This window comes from Caballeronia sp. AZ7_KS35 (assembly GCF_023631045.1).
Taxonomy (GTDB): Bacteria; Pseudomonadota; Gammaproteobacteria; order Burkholderiales; family Burkholderiaceae; genus Caballeronia; species Caballeronia zhejiangensis.
The window spans coordinates 63,629-78,778 of the sequence record NZ_JALQDV010000003.1 but is presented as its reverse complement, the minus strand read 5'-3'; the positions used below and the strand labels follow the sequence as shown (position 1 = coordinate 78,778).

At 64.1% G+C, this 15,150-nt stretch carries 16 protein-coding genes and 1 tRNA gene; 5 read left to right on the top strand and 12 right to left on the bottom strand.

Annotated features, from left to right (window positions below; translation table 11 throughout):
• Positions 1 to 8 precede the first annotated feature (8 nt).
• From NCT05_RS06410 to NCT05_RS06380, 7 genes are all read right to left on the bottom strand, one after another.
• Positions 9 to 1,235: an aspartate aminotransferase family protein gene (locus NCT05_RS06410; protein ID WP_008350365.1), complete on the bottom strand. Its 1,227-nt coding sequence runs from the start codon at positions 1,233 to 1,235 to the stop codon at positions 9 to 11.
• A gap of 110 nt (positions 1,236 to 1,345) precedes the next feature.
• Complete coding sequence (locus tag NCT05_RS06405) at positions 1,346 to 2,317, bottom strand: GlxA family transcriptional regulator (RefSeq protein WP_235366349.1); 972 nt, start codon at positions 2,315 to 2,317, stop codon at positions 1,346 to 1,348.
• Positions 2,318 to 2,360: 43 nt separating this feature from the next.
• Positions 2,361 to 3,188 carry an ABC transporter ATP-binding protein gene (locus NCT05_RS06400; RefSeq protein WP_051996525.1) on the bottom strand — a complete coding sequence of 276 codons (828 nt, stop codon included), beginning with the start codon at positions 3,186 to 3,188 and terminating at the stop codon, positions 2,361 to 2,363.
• A gap of 21 nt (positions 3,189 to 3,209) precedes the next feature.
• The gene (locus NCT05_RS06395; protein ID WP_008350370.1) at positions 3,210 to 3,941 is read right to left on the bottom strand and encodes an ABC transporter permease; all 732 of its coding nucleotides are present in this window, start codon (positions 3,939 to 3,941) and stop codon (positions 3,210 to 3,212) included.
• Between the two features lie 23 nt (positions 3,942 to 3,964).
• Positions 3,965 to 4,654: an ABC transporter permease gene (locus NCT05_RS06390; protein WP_008350371.1), complete on the bottom strand. Its 690-nt coding sequence runs from the start codon at positions 4,652 to 4,654 to the stop codon at positions 3,965 to 3,967.
• 281 nt (positions 4,655 to 4,935) lie between these two features.
• A complete protein-coding gene (locus tag NCT05_RS06385; RefSeq protein ID WP_250434589.1) occupies positions 4,936 to 5,334 on the bottom strand; it encodes a hypothetical protein in 399 nt (132 codons plus the stop codon).
• Between the two features lie 61 nt (positions 5,335 to 5,395).
• Positions 5,396 to 6,982 carry an EAL domain-containing protein gene (locus NCT05_RS06380; RefSeq protein WP_008350376.1) on the bottom strand — a complete coding sequence of 529 codons (1,587 nt, stop codon included), beginning with the start codon at positions 6,980 to 6,982 and terminating at the stop codon, positions 5,396 to 5,398.
• Between the two features lie 270 nt (positions 6,983 to 7,252).
• On the opposite strand from NCT05_RS06380, the gene NCT05_RS06375 reads away from it, so the two are divergent.
• The 4 genes from NCT05_RS06375 to rpsU all read left to right on the top strand — a co-directional run bounded on the left by NCT05_RS06375 (position 7,253) and on the right by rpsU (position 9,152).
• A complete protein-coding gene (locus NCT05_RS06375; RefSeq protein WP_250501927.1) occupies positions 7,253 to 7,792 on the top strand; it encodes a GNAT family N-acetyltransferase in 540 nt (179 codons plus the stop codon).
• Positions 7,793 to 7,846: 54 nt separating this feature from the next.
• Complete coding sequence (locus NCT05_RS06370) at positions 7,847 to 8,440, top strand: IMPACT family protein (RefSeq protein WP_250501926.1); 594 nt, start codon at positions 7,847 to 7,849, stop codon at positions 8,438 to 8,440.
• Positions 8,441 to 8,466: 26 nt separating this feature from the next.
• Positions 8,467 to 8,775: a 2Fe-2S iron-sulfur cluster-binding protein gene (locus tag NCT05_RS06365; RefSeq protein WP_033537218.1), complete on the top strand. Its 309-nt coding sequence runs from the start codon at positions 8,467 to 8,469 to the stop codon at positions 8,773 to 8,775.
• A 164-nt stretch (positions 8,776 to 8,939) separates the two neighbouring features.
• Entirely contained in the window at positions 8,940 to 9,152 is a 213-nt protein-coding gene (rpsU, locus tag NCT05_RS06360; protein ID WP_006999077.1) for a 30S ribosomal protein S21, read from the top strand.
• A gap of 329 nt (positions 9,153 to 9,481) precedes the next feature.
• On the opposite strand, the gene NCT05_RS06355 is transcribed toward rpsU, so the two are convergent.
• From NCT05_RS06355 to NCT05_RS06340, 4 genes are all read right to left on the bottom strand, one after another.
• Positions 9,482 to 9,558, bottom strand: a tRNA-Met gene (locus tag NCT05_RS06355).
• A gap of 39 nt (positions 9,559 to 9,597) precedes the next feature.
• Positions 9,598 to 11,142 (bottom strand): peptide MFS transporter, encoded by a 1,545-nt coding sequence (locus NCT05_RS06350; protein WP_250501925.1) that lies wholly within the window; start codon positions 11,140 to 11,142, stop codon positions 9,598 to 9,600.
• A 421-nt stretch (positions 11,143 to 11,563) separates the two neighbouring features.
• Positions 11,564 to 12,196: a LysE family translocator gene (locus NCT05_RS06345; RefSeq protein ID WP_250501924.1), complete on the bottom strand. Its 633-nt coding sequence runs from the start codon at positions 12,194 to 12,196 to the stop codon at positions 11,564 to 11,566.
• Between the two features lie 66 nt (positions 12,197 to 12,262).
• Positions 12,263 to 13,432 (bottom strand): porin, encoded by a 1,170-nt coding sequence (locus tag NCT05_RS06340; protein WP_250501923.1) that lies wholly within the window; start codon positions 13,430 to 13,432, stop codon positions 12,263 to 12,265.
• A 217-nt stretch (positions 13,433 to 13,649) separates the two neighbouring features.
• Here NCT05_RS06340 and NCT05_RS06335 point away from each other — a divergent pair, with 217 nt between their 5' ends.
• Positions 13,650 to 14,390, top strand: a complete 741-nt coding sequence (locus NCT05_RS06335; RefSeq protein ID WP_008350391.1) for an SDR family oxidoreductase — start codon at positions 13,650 to 13,652, stop codon at positions 14,388 to 14,390.
• 12 nt (positions 14,391 to 14,402) lie between these two features.
• Here NCT05_RS06335 and NCT05_RS06330 read toward each other — a convergent pair whose 3' ends face one another.
• The gene (locus tag NCT05_RS06330; protein WP_250501922.1) at positions 14,403 to 15,074 is read right to left on the bottom strand and encodes a ribonuclease HI family protein; all 672 of its coding nucleotides are present in this window, start codon (positions 15,072 to 15,074) and stop codon (positions 14,403 to 14,405) included.
• Positions 15,075 to 15,150 lie beyond the last annotated feature (76 nt).

The following is a 15,150-nucleotide window of genomic DNA, read 5'->3' as shown; positions in this document are numbered from 1 at the left end:
TCCGTTGGTCACTTGACCGCAACCGTGCCGACGACCTGCTCGATCGCCTTTTCGATGCGCGCGAAGCCTTCGTCGAGATCGGCCATCGGCATGATGAGCGACGGCGCGAAGCGCAGCACGTTCGGCCCCGCGATCAGCATGATGACGCCGTTCGCGGCCGCCGCGTTGAGTACGTCCTTCGCGCGGTCTTTGTAGCTGTCGTTCAGTTCGGCGCCGATCAGCAGGCCGCGTCCGCGTATCTCGCTGAACATGCCGAAGCGCTCGTTGATGCGCTCCAGATGCGCCTTGATCGCTTTGCTGCGTTCGGCGACACCTTCGAGCAGCTTCGGATCGCTGATGAGTTCGACGACTTTCTCCGCGATCGACGCGCCGAGCGGATTGCCGCCGTAAGTCGTGCCGTGCACGCCGACCTTGAAGTGCGCGGCGATGTCGTTCGTGGTCAGCATCACGCCGATCGGAAAGCCGTTGCCCAGCGCCTTCGCGCTCGTCAGGATGTCCGGCGTCACGCCGTACTGCATGTACGCGTAAAACGTGCCGGTGCGGCCGACGCCGGTCTGCACTTCATCGAAAATCAGCAGCGCGCCGTGCTTGTCGCAGGCTTCGCGCAAGCCCTTCAAAAACGCGGGATCGGCGGGCAGCACGCCGCCTTCGCCTTGCACCGGCTCGACGATGACCGCGCACGTCTTCGGCCCGATGGCTTCCAGCGCCTTCGGCAAATCGTTGTACGGCAGATGACGGATGCCCGCCGGCTGCGGACCGAAGCCTTCCGCATACTTCGGCTGTCCGCCGACGCTCACCGTGAAGAACGTGCGCCCGTGGAACGACTGGGTGAACGAGATGATTTCGATCTTGTCGTCGCCGTGATTGTCGATTGCGTAACGGCGCGCGAGCTTCAGCGCCGCTTCGTTGGCTTCCGCGCCCGAATTCGCGAAGAACGCGCGGTCGGCGAAGGTGAGATCGGTCAGGCGTTTCGCGAGGCGCAACACCGGCGCGTTCGTGTAACCGTTGCCGATGTGCCAGAGCTTCTCGCCCTGCTCGTGCAGTACTTTCAGCAGTTCCGGATGACCGTGGCCCAGCGCCGTCACCGCGATACCGCCGGCGAAATCGACATAATCGCGGCCTTCGGTGTCCCAGACGCGCGAGCCGCGGCCCCGGTCGGGCACGAAATTGGCCGGCGCGAACACCGGAACCATTACTTCGTCGAACGTACCGCGATTCACATTGATGTCGGTCATGAGCCACTCCTCGGTTTGAGCATTACGTCGATATTAGGCAATCGCCCGCGTTCCGTCTTGCGCGTTCGCGACATGCTTCGATGAGCTTTTCCGCAGATACCGTGCAGCTTCTATGCCGCGCCGGGCGGCTCGATCAGCGCGCCGCCGCGCGGTTCGTCGATCGCGCCGCCGCGCTGCTTTTCGATCCAGTTACGGCGCTCCTCGCGCGGCGTCACGCCGAAACGGTCGCGATACGCATTGGAAAAATGCGCCGCCGATGAAAACCCGCACGCGAGACTGATCTGCACCACCGATTTGCTCGTGCGCTGCAGTTGCGTGCGCGCCTTCGTGAGACGCAGATTGAGGTAATACTTCGACGGCATCGCGCCGAGATACTGACGAAAAAGCCGCTCCAGCTGCCGGCGCGAAATGCCGACGAGATTCGCGATTTCATCGGTGGCGAGCGGGTCTTCGATATTCGCTTCCATCAGTTGAAGCGCGTCGTTCAGGCGCGGATGCCGCTCGCCCGGCGCCGTGACGAACGGAATGCGCTGACGCTCCGTGCCCGCGCGCAAGGTGCCGATGCCGAGCGAATCCGCGATGCGCTCCGCGAGGTCCGGGCCGTGATCGCGCGCGATCATCGCGAGCATGAAATCGATGGCCGCTTGCCCGCCGGAACAAGTAGCGCGATCGCGGTCGATTTCGAAAATCTGCTGGCTGACGATCGCGCGCTCGAACTGCTCGGTGAACTGCTGATACGTTTCCCAGTTCACCGCGACGCGATATTGCGAAAGCTGCCCGGCCATCGCGAGCCACCATACGCCGTGATGAATGCCGGAAACGAGCGGCGTACGCGGCGCGACGCGCGCGAGGCTCGCGAGAAAGAGCCGGTAATCGGCGAACTGCTGATAGCGCTCCGACACGACGATGAGCCAGTCGCAACGCACGGCGTCGTTGAACGCGCAATCGGCGGGAAGCTGTGCGCCGCCCGAAAGCGGCACCGGACGGCCGTCCCACGAACAGATGCGCCATTCGTAGAGACGATGCCCGTCGATTTCATTGGCGAGCGAAAGACTGTCGATGATCGGCCCAATGCCGCTCATCGACACCGGCGGCAGCGCGACGATCGCAACTTGCAGCGTCACGTTACTTGAGGCTGCCCGACAGGAACTGGCGCAGACGCTCGCTCTTCGGCGCGCTCAGCACTTCGGACGGCGCGCCCTCTTCTTCCGTGCGTCCCTGATGCAGGAACATGACGTGATTCGACACGTTGCGCGCGAAGCCCATTTCATGCGTAACGACGATCATCGTGCGGCCTTCTTCGGCGAGACGCTGCATCACCTTCAGCACTTCGCCGACGAGCTCGGGATCGAGCGCGGACGTGGGTTCGTCGAAGAGCATGACATCCGGATGCATCGCGAGCGCGCGCGCAATCGCGACGCGCTGCTGCTGACCGCCCGACAGATGCGACGGATACTGCTTCTCGACGCGCGGCGGCAGGCCCACTTTCTCGAGATATTCGCGCGCACGATCCTCGGCTTCCTTCTTCGATATGCCGAGCACATGCAGCGGCGCTTCCATCACGTTCTCGATGGCCGTCATGTGCGACCACAGGTTGAAGTGCTGGAAGACCATCGCGAGCTTCGTGCGTACGCGCTGCAACTGCTTGTGATCCGCGACTTCGAGATTGCCGGATTTATCGGTCTTGGTGCGAACGGCTTCGCCATCGACGATGATCTGCCCCGCGTTCGGCCGCTCCAGGAAGTTGATGCAGCGCAGAAACGTGCTCTTGCCCGAGCCGCTCGCGCCGATGATGCTGATCACATCGCCCGCTTTGGCCGCGAGCGAGACGCCCTTCAGCACTTCGTTGTCGCCGTAGCGCTTGTGAATGTCCTCGGCGACGAGCTTGGTCGCGACGTCTTTGGCGGTTGGCTGCAACGCTTTCTCCTCGGGTGATGACAGGGTGTGACGCATGGCTTCGAATTTTACCGCTCGTTAATGACGCACAGCGCGCACCGCGCCCGCCGGCCGCAGATACGCGAGCCAGCGCCGCTCGGCGCGCCGGAATGCCGCGACCAGCGCGAACGAGATCGCGACATACAGCAGCGCCGCGATGCCGAACGATTCGAACGACTGATAGGTAGCCGAATTCGCATCGCGCGCGACCTTCAGGATGTCCGGCACGGTCGCGGTGAAGGCGACGGTCGTCGCGTGCAGCATCAGGATCACTTCGTTGCTGTACAAAGGCAAGGCGCGCCGCAGCGCGGACGGCAGGATGATGCGGCGATACATCGTGAAGGTGCTCATGCCGTATGCGCGCGCCGCTTCCACTTCGCCGTGCGCGATGCCGCGAATCGCGCCGGCGAAGATTTCGGTGGTATAGGCGCAGGTGTTGAGCGCGAACGCGAGGATCGCGCAATTGAAGCCGCTTTTGAAAAACGCTTCGAGCAGGGACTGCGTGCGCACGAATTCCAGGCTGTACATGCCGGTGTAGAGCAGCAGCAGTTGCACGTAAAGCGGCGTGCCGCGAAACACGTACGTGTAGAGGCGCACGGGCGTCGAAAGCCAGCGGTTGCGCGATACGCGCGCGCAGGCGAGCGGCACCGCCGCGCAGAAGCCGAGCGCGATCGACGCCGCGAGCAGCCACAACGTGACGACGAGGCCCGACGCGCGCATGCCGTCGGAATACAGGAACGGACGCCACCATTCGGCGAAGATCTGGATCATGGCTTTTTGCTCGCTGGCAGGAGTCAGAGTTCGGCGTGCCGCACGCCGATCGAATAGCGGCGCTCGAGCGCCATCAACACGAGGTTCGATGCGCTCGTGATCGCGAGATAGATCAGCGCCGCGATCAGGATGAAGAAGAACATGTTGAACGTGCTCTTGCCCGCGTCCTGCGCCGCCTTGACGACATCCGCGAGACCGATGATCGACACGAGCGCCGTCGCCTTCACGAGCACCTGCCAGTTGTTGCCGATGCCCGGCAGCGCGAAACGCATCATCTGCGGAAAGAGAATGCGGCCGAACACGCGCATGCCGCTCATGCCGTACGCACTGCCCGCTTCGAGTTGCCCGCGCGGCACCGCCAGAAACGCGCCGCGAAACGTCTCGGTGAAATACGCGCCGTAGATGAAGCCGAGCGTGAGCACGCCGGCCGTGAACGGATCGATGTCGAACTGACTCCAGCCGAAGGCATCGGTGACATTGTTGATCGCGATCTGAATGCTGTAGAAGAGCAGCAGCATCAACACGAGGTCGGGAACCGAGCGGATGAGCGTCGTGTATGCGGTCGCGACGGCGCGCAAAGGCGCGTGACGCGAAAGTTTCGCGGATGCGCCGGCCAAGCCGAGCAGCACCGATACCGCGAGAGACAGCACCGCGAGCGCGAGCGTCTCTTTGGCGCCCGCCCAGAGGAGCGGGCCGAAGCCGTACAGGATCAAGAGTCGCCTCCATCGTCTTCGTTGAAAGAAGCGGAGCGCGACTACGAGCGCTCCGGCGATTGGCGGCGATACTCGCAAGCGAAAATTAATCGCTCAATTGTGATGAAACGTCTTTGCTGCGATGCAGCACGACGACGCGGTGAGCCGTCACGCGGCCACGGGCCCGCCGCGCAACGCTGTTCGCACGCGACAGACAGGAAAACCCCGATGCGCGCGGAATCCGGAAATTGCGGTTTTCAGGTCGCATTTTCGATAGACCGCGCGCCCGTCGATCACGCCATTTACGCGCGCGCGACGTCCCGCACGCGTTGCGCGACCTGCCCGTTCGCCACGGCGATCTCCGGGCTGTCCTGCAGCAAAGGCAGGAATTGTTCGGCGAATGCCGGGTCGCGCGTGCCGGCGCTGAACATGTCGATGACGGCTTGCGCGTGCGCGATGCGCGCGTCGGCGGTGGCTTCCTCGTCGTCGAGGACGTCGTCGATGGCGGCGATGAGCGTCGAGAACGGCGTAAGCCAACGATACGCCGATCCGTTGATCACGATCTGCAGGAATTCGCCCGGCGACGTCGGCCCGAACTCGGCCTCGTGGCGCGCGCGCAAATGCGCAAGCACGCTGCGATGAAGCACGAGCAGCGGATGCCGCACGTCGCGCAGGAAAGCGGTGGCGGTCGGGTCGTTCATCGGAGTGGTCATGATCGGGCCTCGTCAGGAAACATCGTAGATAAGGACGAATCGAGGCCGATCAAGCGGCGCGCGTCTTGCCCGCGTAGCGGATGAATTCCGCGGCCGTGAGCGGCGCTGAAAACAGCCAGCCCTGCCCGAACCGCGCGCCGCGCGCGAGCAGATACGCAGCCTGTTCCTCACGCTCGATGCCTTCGGCGATCACCTGCACGTCGAGCGTCGCGGCCATGTCGATGATGTGCGACGCGACGCTGCTCGACGCCGCGTCCTGCCCGACGGTATCGACGAACGACTTGTCGATCTTCAGGCCGTCGATGCGAAAGTTTTGCAAGTGCGAGAGGCTCGAATAACCGGTGCCGAAATCGTCGAGATAGACGGCATGGCCCGCTTCGCGAAACGCGCCGATGACTTCCTTGGCGGCATCGGCGTCGAGAAAGCTGCGCTCGGTGGCCTCGATGTGAATCTGCTCCGGCCGCACGCCCTGCTGCGCGATCGCGGGGCCGAGCACGTCGAGAAAGCGATGCGTGGTGAGATCCGGCGCGGACAGATTCACCGACACGTAGTACTCCGGGTAGCGCTTAAGAAAGTCGCCGAGTTCGAGCAGGATCGTGTCGAGCACCTGATCGGTGATCGCCTGGATCAGCCCCTGATGCTCCGCGAGCGGGATGAAATGATCGGGCCGCACGATGCGATCGTGATACTTCCAGCGCACGAGCGCCTCCGCGCCGACGCAGCGCCGCGTGGCGAGATCGACGATCGGCTGATACGCGACGATGAACTGATGCCGCCGCACCGCATCGCTCAACTGGCCGCGCGGCGAGAGCCGTCGCACGAAGAAGAACGCCGCCCAGCTCGCGAGCGCGAGCCCGACCACGACGCCGCCGAGCAGCCAGCCCCACGGCAGCGTGCGCAGGCGCTGGCGCAGCGTCTGATGCGGCGCGCTCACGACGACCGCGAGCGGCATCGACACGGAACGGCGCACGACGTACGGCGAGTCGTCGCGCACGGGCGGCTCGGTGCGATAGACGGCGAGGATCGCGTTGGCGTCGGTGGCGGGCGTGGTCGCGATCACGCGGCTCACTTCCGTGTTGATGACGGCGACGCCGCTCGCGACCTCGTCGTTCGCGTCGAGCGTGTCGACGTAAAGCGATGGATCGGCGGCGACGTAGAAGCCGTTGCGCCCCATCACGAGCGAAGACTTGCCGCCCGGCAGACGTGACAGCCCGTACCACGCCATCACGCCGTCGCGCGAGCGCCAGTCGGGCGGCGGCAGCGTGAGGCCGTCGAGCACGCCCGCCGACACCGCGCCCAGGAGCGACGAACATTGCCAGCGGCCGTCGCGATCGTAAGCGCCGGCGTCGCGCACCTGCTCGTGCGTGAGCGCGATGCGTCGCAACTCCTGCAGATACGGCGTCGAACACGGCACGGCCGCCACTTTGCCGATTTCCCCGAGCGCGCCCGACAGCCGCCGCGTGACATCTTCGGCGCGAAAGAGCGCGGCGGCCGCGACCGTGTTCAGGCGCGCGGTCTCGTCATGCCGCTGACTGCGCTGCGCGAACAAAAAGCCGATCCCCGCCGGCGCCAGCGCCGCGATTCCCACGATGACGATCAGAAGCGCCGCCAGCGCCCCACGTTGAATTTTGTTCATTGCGTCTTATGGACCGCGGCGCAAAGACTGTCGCGCGCGCGTTGTGTATTTCCTGTCCGACGTGGCCGGCGTGCGTTGCGCCGCGCCCGAGTCTCGGACAAACGACTTAGTGTAGGGGTCGCGCATCGCTCGATTCAACGTTTTCTTTGCCCGAAAACGCTGCCTTTTGGTGGTCTTCCGCACGGCCCGCGCAAGCTTTTTTTGCCGCCGATGCACCGTGCGAAAATGGCCAGACCAGAAACCGCGTTTTCCTTGCATCGAACGACAGACATGGCCTCCGACGTTTCCTCCCGACCGCTCGTGCGCGACGCCGCGCAAGGCGACTTCGACGCCATCGCGCGCATTTACTCGCACTACGTCGAAAACGCGCTCGCGACTTTCGAAGAGATCGCGCCGTCGGTCGACGACATGCGCGCGCGTCACGCGGCCATCGCGGCGGCGGGCTTGCCGTATCTCGTCGCGGAGCGGGACGGACGGCTGGCGGGCTATGCGTATGCGTCGGCATACCGGCCGCGCTCGGCTTACCGGCATACGATCGAAGATTCGGTCTACGTCGCCGATGGTTTCGGTCGCCGCGGCGTCGGCGTCGCGCTGCTCACGGCGCTCATCGAACGATGCGAGCGCGGACCGTGGCGGCAGATGATCGCGGTGATCGGCAACAGCGGCAACGCCGGCTCGATCGCGCTGCATGCGCGGCTCGGGTTCGAACATGTCGGCGTGCTGCGCGACGTCGGCTTCAAGCACGGACGATGGGTCGATACAGTGCTCATGCAGCGCGCGCTGAAAGACGGCTCGGACGTGGCGGCATGACCGGCCGCGTCGAGCGGCTATGATTCGATATTTGCCTCCCGCGCGTTTTCCGCTTTGCCAACGTACACTCTCGCCGCTTCCGTCAGCGCTGAAATCGACATCCGCAAGAGCCGCTTCATCGCGCTCGCGATACCCGTCGCGGATCGCGACGAAGCCATGCGCGAGCTCGAGCGCCTGCGCGCCGAGCATCCGGGCGCGACGCATGTCTGCTGGGCGCTGCTCGCGGGCGGCCAGTCGGGCATGTCCGACGACGGCGAGCCTTCCGGCACCGCCGGACGGCCGATTCTCGAAGTGCTGCGGCATCACGAAGTCGATGGCGTGCTGGCCGCGGTCGTGCGCTATTACGGCGGCATCAAGCTCGGCGCGGGCGGCCTCGTGCGCGCCTACACCGATGCGATCGCAAGCGCGATGCAGTTGGCCGAGCGCGTCGAGCGCATCGAGCGCGGGCTGATCGGCATCGACATCGACTATGCCGACGAAGCGCGCGTGCGCCGATGGATCGAGCAGCACGACGCCGAACTCGTGCAAAGCGAATATGGGATGACCGTGCGCCTCGTCGTGCGGATGGCCGCGATCGCGCGCGAGCCGGCCGTCGCCGAATTGCGCGATCTCACCAACGGCCGCGCGAACGTCGAGGTACAGGCGTGAATGACGACGAGCCGCGCGCCTTCGCGATGGTCATCGAGCCTGCCGGACACTTCGTCGCGGTGAAAGGCGGCGAGACGCTGCTCGAAGCCGCGCTGCGGGCGAATCTGTCGCTGCCGCGATCGTGCCGCAACGGCACCTGCCGTGCGTGCATCTGCCGGATCGTCGAAGGCGAGATCGCGTATCGCGTGGAATGGCCGGGACTCACCGCGGAGGAAAAAGCCGAACGCTGGATTCTGCCGTGCGTCGCGCTCGCCCTGTCCGACGTGACGATCGAGCAGCCGGACGCGCGCCGAGCCGAGCCCGATCGAAGGCCTCCTCGCTCGCGCGGATTCTGAGCGCGGGTATTCCGGGATTGTCGTCTCGATTCAACGACCTACGATGTGATTCCCGAGTCCGCATATGCATGCTTTCGTACAAAGTGCGTGCAGGGTCACGCTCAAAAAGTGTACAATTGCGTTTTGCCCTAAATTCTGGCAGGGCCAGATCAACCGAGATTTCAATGACTAAAGTACTGTTGAAAGAGAACGAGCCTTTCGACGTCGCCATGCGTCGTTTTCGCCGTACCGTCGAACGCACGGGCCTGATTCAAGAGCTCAAGTCGCGCATGGCTTATGAAAAGCCCACCACCGAGCGCAAGCGCAAGAAAGCTGCTGCTGTCGCTCGTCTGCGCAAGCAGATCCGTCGCGCGCAACTGCCGAAGAAGTTCTATTGATCGACGCAGGGCATCGCGCCCTCGTCTGCTTAGGCAAGATCGGCATCGCAACCTGAGATCGATCGGGTCGCGGTTTCACGCGCAGGTCGCGTGAAAGCTCGCGGATTCGCCCACTATCGTAGCGCCCCAATCGATTAAAGCTGGCAAGATCGCACAAAGCCTGCATGAGCACAAAGCTCATGCAGGCTTTTCGTGCTTGGGAAGGAAATTTTCGGTCGGATGAGCGGTCGCGCTTTTTCGCTGCCGGACCTGCGCCATTGAGAACGAAGAAGAAACGAACGCACAAAAGCGAAGAGCCCGGCTGAACCGGGCTCTTCGCTTTTTGAAACTGGTTGCGGGGGTAGGATTTGAACCTACGACCTTCGGGTTATGAGCCCGACGAGCTGCCAGACTGCTCCACCCCGCGTCTGAAGAATTAAATTATAGACCGAAGCATTCCCCGAAGTCAAACGTTGTTTGTACTCAACGTTGCTGCCGGCGTCGCGCGTTCGTTCGCGGCGGCGTTGACGGCCTGCTCCACCGCCTGCTGATGCGCCCGCGACAGTCTGCCGAGCACCGGCAGGAGCGCCATGGCGACCGCCGCGCCGCCCGCGGCCAGCCAGCCGAGCCCGAAAAAGAGATGCGTATAGAGCGGCAGCGATTGCACCGGTTCGAGGTTGCCGGACGGCATGCGCGCAAAATTGGCGACGACGCTGCCGAGATACTGCGACACGCCCGTCGCGACGAAATACGCGCCCATCATGAAGCCGCTCATGCGCGCCGGGACGTAGCGCGCGATCATCGCGAGGCCGAGGCCCGACACGAGCAGTTCGCCGAGCGAATAGAGACCGTAGCCCGCCACCATGAACCACGACGACACACGCCCATCCACCGCGTAATGCCCGCTCAGACCGAACACGAAGAATCCGATCGCCACGACGACGAAGCCGAGCGCGTACTTCAAGGCCACCGACATGCCGCGGCCGCGCTGCGCCTGTCGCGTGTAGAGGAACGCGAGAATCGGGCTCAGAAGCATGATCCAGATCGGGTTGAGCGCCTGAAACTGCGCCGCGCTCCACGTGAACAGCTCTGCGTTGCCGATCGAGAACGACGGATCGACGTTGCGCAGCGCGAACAGCGTGAGCGATGTCGACATCTGCTGGTAAAACACGAAGAAGAGAATGACCTGCAACGTGAGGATCAGCGCGGCGACGAGGCCCGCGCGCTCGCTGCGGTCGCACTTGATCAACATGTAGCCGAAGATCGCCAGAATGGCCACGCCCGCCGCGTAGACACACGCGACCGCCACGGTCTTGTGCTGCAGGATGAATACGGTCGATGCCGCCAGCGCGATGCTCCCCGCCGCCACCGCGAACGCGTGCTTCCAGCGAATCGGCTGGTCGTCCGGAGCGGAACCGATGTGCGCGAGCGTGCGGCGCATCACCGCGAAATTCAGCAGGCCGAGCACCATGCCGCCGCAGCACACGGCGAACGCCGCGTGCCAGCCCCAGTGATCCTTGATCCACGGCGTCGCGAGCATCGAAAACGTCGAGCCGATATTGACCGCCATGTAATAGATCGTGAACGCGCTGTCGATGCGCGCGTCATCGCCCTCGTAGATGCGGCGCACGAGATTCGCCGCGTTGGACTTGAAGAGCCCGTTGCCGACGACGATCACGCCGAGGGACGCATACATGAAGCCGAGCGTGTCGACCGGAAGCGCGAGCATCAGATAGCCGAGCGCCAGCACGAAAGCGCCCGCGGTCATGGTGCGGCGCGCGCCGAGTATCTTGTCGCCGATCCAGCCGCCGATCGACGGCGCCGAAAACACGAGCGCGGTGAACGCGCCCCAGGTGAGGTTGGCGTGCTCATCGGCGAAACCGATCTTGTCGACCATGAACAGCACGAGCAGCGCAGCCATGCCGTAATAGCCGAAGCGCTCCCACATTTCGATCAGAAAGACGGTCGTGAACGAGCGCGTCTGCGAGGCGCGGGACGAGTGAGTTAGCATCGGAAAAAATCCTTCAAACGGCGTAAGCGAATCGGCGCATTTCGAGATACCGATTGCACGTAATGACGAAACGAGCGAATAGTCCGCGAAATGATCAGATGAATAGCTGGGCGATTATCCGCGGTAAACACGCGATTATCGCAAATCGGAGACATTCGATTGCTATCGAATCCTGAATCAGCGGCGCACGCGCGGCGTTCGCTTTCCTCGACGCGCGAGGCAAGGAAGTTTCGGGTAATCGGCAAAATGCGGGCGCGCGACGTTTCGTCGCCGCTTTCTCGCATGGCGGGTAAATCAAGCGAAACGCAAAGTTCTCGGATTCTGCGATTGGCGTAATTTGTCGCGAGAATTAATGCGCGGTTATCGACTATGACTCAATGTAATAATTCGCGCGATTAAATCGATCCCGAAAGTCGCTGAATCAGGTCGCGGGCCGCCGCACGAACGCGAGCATCACGCCGAAGCCGATCATCAGCGCCCCGCTCACGCGATTGAACCATGTGAAACCGCGCGCGCCGCGCGAAAGCGAGCCAAGGCGCGCGCCCAGCGCGGCGTAAATAAAGATCGCCACCAGTTCGAGCAGCAGGAACGTCGCGCCGAGAATGGCGAAGCTCGTCGCGTACGCGCTGCGATCGACGAATTGCGGGAAGAAGGCCGTGAATACGAGGATCGCCTTCGGATTGCCCGCCGCGACCCAGAATTCCTGTTTGGTAAGCCGCGCGAGATTCATCGGACCGCGCGCCGCGCCCTCCTCCTTGACGACGAGCGAAGGTCCGGAGCGGATCAGCTTCACGCCGATCCACACGAGGTACGCCGCGCCGGCGAACTTGATCGCCGTGAAGAGCGTCTGCGATGCGAGCAAAAGCGCGCCGAGCCCGAGCCCGGCGATGGCGATCATGATCGCGAAAGCGACGATCCGCCCGAACGACGCCAGCACCGACGCGCGAACGCCATCGCGCGCGCCGTTCGACAGCGACAGCACGTTGTTCGGCCCGAAGGCCATGTTGATGGCGAAGCACGCGGGCAGGAACAGCGAGAAAGTCTGGAGCGACATGGGACACCTGCGGATCGGCGCAAAACAAACCGCAAAATTAGCACGCGCGCGACGCCCGCAGAATGGTCAGAAACGATGACGGATGCCCGTGCTCAACATCAGCTGATTGCGGCCGCTCGACGGATCGTTGGTGTTGATCACCGCCGGCGCGCCCGACGAAGCGCGCTGATAGATCGACTCCAGATACACGTCCGTGCGCTTGGAGAGCAGATAGTCCACCTGCAGCGCGCCCTCGTGCCAGTGCGCGCCGCCGCCGTTGGTGTACACGTACATTCCGGAGATCTGAATCGCCGGCGTCAGCTTGTAGATGCCGTTGATCTCGTAATTGTTGAGCGCGAGCGATGGCATCAGCTCGCCGGTGTCGGCATCGGTGACGCCGGAATTGATCGCGCGGGAAAATGCGCCGCCCAACGTGAATTCGCCGATCTCGTAGCTCATGCCGACGCCGAACGTGTTCTGCCGCTGCACGTTGGCGTTGAATATCGTGTTGCCCGGGCCGGGCAGCGCGAGCGAATCGTATGCGCCGCTCGTCGTGTTGCCGCGCCCGTTGTTGTGCAGATAGGCGGCGCCCGCGTTGAAGGAGCCCGCCGAATAGTTGGCCCCGACGCTGTACGCGCGATTGTCCGAAAATCCGCCCGCTTGATTCGAGAACGCGTAGAGACCGCCGAAACTCAGGCCGCCATAGTTTCCACTGGTGTATTTGACGGAGTTCGCCGCGAGGAACGAGTTGTTCGCATTGTCGTTGTCGAGCAGATGCGCGAACGCCGTGCCGCCCGTGTTGCCGGTCAGCGTGAAGGTCTGGAAGTAATCGTGGATCGAGTCGTATTGATGGCCGAAGGTGAGCGTGCCGAGCGTATCGGTGCCGATGCCGACATACATCGGATGATCGTTCAGCCCCTCGCCCGTCGCGACGGACAAGCCGCGCTCGAGCCGGAAGATCGCGCGCGCGCCGCCACCGAGATCCTCGGTGCCTTGCAGTCCCCAGTAACTGCCGTCGATGGTGCCGCTCGTCAGGCGATATTGCGAGTGGCCGCCGACGTTGTTCGTATAAGCGATGCCCGCGTCGAGTTCACCGTAGAGCTGCACCGAGCTCTGAGCCCACGACGCCGCAGGCAAGCCGATGAAGGTCGCGCAAGCCGCGATGCAGCAAGTCAGCGAGCGATTGTTGCGCGCGGCAAGGTGATCGGACTCGGAGATCGACGACGCAGCTCGGGATGCTTTGCGGCGATTCGGCATGGCAGGCTCCGATGATTCTTGTTTGAGATCGATTGTCAATTTTGTGAAGAAGCTTGTCAGTCAAAAGAAGATGCCGGATCGCATCTGTGTCCAGGAACCAACGAACGACCGTATTCCCCGCTCGCTCCTGTGGCGGGAATGGCGCGTTTTGGCGTAGCCGGCGCCCCGCCGCGCTTGTCGATAGAATCGGACGACTTCAGCCAACCCGACCACGCTCATGTCCGAACCGATTCGCGTCATCCTCACCGGCCACACCCGCGGACTCGGCGCCGCGCTCGCTTCGCTGCTGCTCGAGCAAGGCGCGCAAGTGCTCGCGATTTCCCGAAAGCGCAACGACGAACTCGCCGCGCGCCATCCCGGTCAGTTGCACGAAGTCGAGCTCGATCTCGCCGATCTCCCGAAGCTCACCGAATGGCTGTCGGGCGACGCCCTGTCGCGCTTCGTGTCCGGCGCGCAACGCGTGGTGCTCGTCAACAACGCGGGCCTGCTCGCGCCGGTCGGCAGTCTCGCGGATCAGAAGCCGGCCGACGTCGCGCGCGCGGTCAGTGTGAACGTCGCCGCACCGCTGATGCTTGCGTCGGCGGTGGCGCAGGCGGCCGGGCCGTCGATCGACACACGCATCGTGCATATTTCGAGCGGCGCGGCGCGCAACGCTTACCCCGGCTGGAGCATCTACTGCGCGACCAAGGCGGCGCTCGATCATCACGCGCGCGCGGTCGCGCTCGACGGCAATCGCGCGCTGCGCATCTGCAGCGTCGCGCCGGGCGTCGTCGACACCGACATGCAGGCCGAAATCCGCGGCACCGCGCTCGAACGCTTCCCGATGCGCGAGCGCTTCGACGCGCTCAAGCGCGACGGCCATCTCGCAACGCCCGAGGCGTCGGCGCGCAAGGTCGTCGATTATCTCCTGAGCGACGCATTCGGCGACACCCCGACGGCGGACGTCCGCGATTTGTAATGATTCCGCAAGTCAGGCCGCTTCGACCGATGCGCGCACCGCGTCGAGCGCCTGACGCGACAGCGCATCGGCGCGGGCGTTGCGCGCACGCGGAATCCACTGCAGACGCACATCGCCGATCTGCGCGATGAGCGAGCGCACGCGCGCGGCGTGATGCGCGAGCGAGCGGATGCCGGCGTTCTCCGATGCGCTGACGTCGTCGATGACGACGCGGCTGTCGCCGTAGATCACCACTTCCGCTGCACCTTCGCGCAGCGCCGCTTCGAGAACCGCGATCAGCGCGAGATATTCCGCCGCGCTGCTGTCGCCGATGCCCGCGGCGATGCTGATCTCGACCGTCTCCCCGAGCGGACCGACGAGCACCCCTCCCATTCCCAGCCGCCCGGGATTCGGCAGCGCGGAGCCGTCGAACCAGCCGCGCCATCCTGTCGCTTCGGGCTCGGTCCTACGCGGCCTGCTCCGTTCGGCGCGCCGGGCGTCGCGTGAGCGCAGCGCATCGGCGTTTCGGATTTGCTCGGCGCGGCGCGCATCGACGAAATCTCGCAAGGATTGCTCGCCCGCCGCCTTCTGCAACGTCCTGACGAGCGCCGCGTGCTCGGTGAGCGCCGCGCCTTTGGCGAGACGGCGGCTCTGCATGCGCTCCTTCTTGTAGGCGACGGCCAGCAATTCCTCGAAAGCGATCATGGGCAGCGGACGGAATGAACGAATTCCGAGCTTAGCAGAGCGCGATGACACGCCATGGGTACGGCCGTTGCTCACC